Raw genomic sequence first — 265 nt, forward strand, 5'->3', positions numbered from 1 at the left:
GTCCCAGCATCCAGGTCGGCGACCAGCCCGGCCACTGCCCGTGGCGCTCACCGAGCACATTGGCGCCTTCCACCAGACGTCTTGGCACCGAGAGCAGAAGCGCCAGGGTCATGTCCGCGGTGTCCTCGGTGAGGACATTCGGCGTATTGGTGACGGTTATGCCCCGCTTTGCGGCAGCGGTGACGTCGATATTGTCCACGCCGTTGCCGAAATTCGCGATCAGCTTGAGATTGGGACCAGCCTGTTCGATTGCCGCGGCGTCGAT

Annotated in this window: 1 pseudogene; it reads right to left on the reverse strand. The window is 63.4% G+C overall.

Going from position 1 to position 265, the window contains the following annotated elements:
- Positions 1–265 (reverse strand): annotated as a pseudogene (locus R0J92_RS23655) (D-glycerate dehydrogenase); the annotation flags it as partial.

The organism is Tritonibacter sp. SIMBA_163 (assembly GCF_046535935.1).
Lineage (GTDB): Bacteria > Pseudomonadota > Alphaproteobacteria > Rhodobacterales > Rhodobacteraceae > Epibacterium > Epibacterium scottomollicae.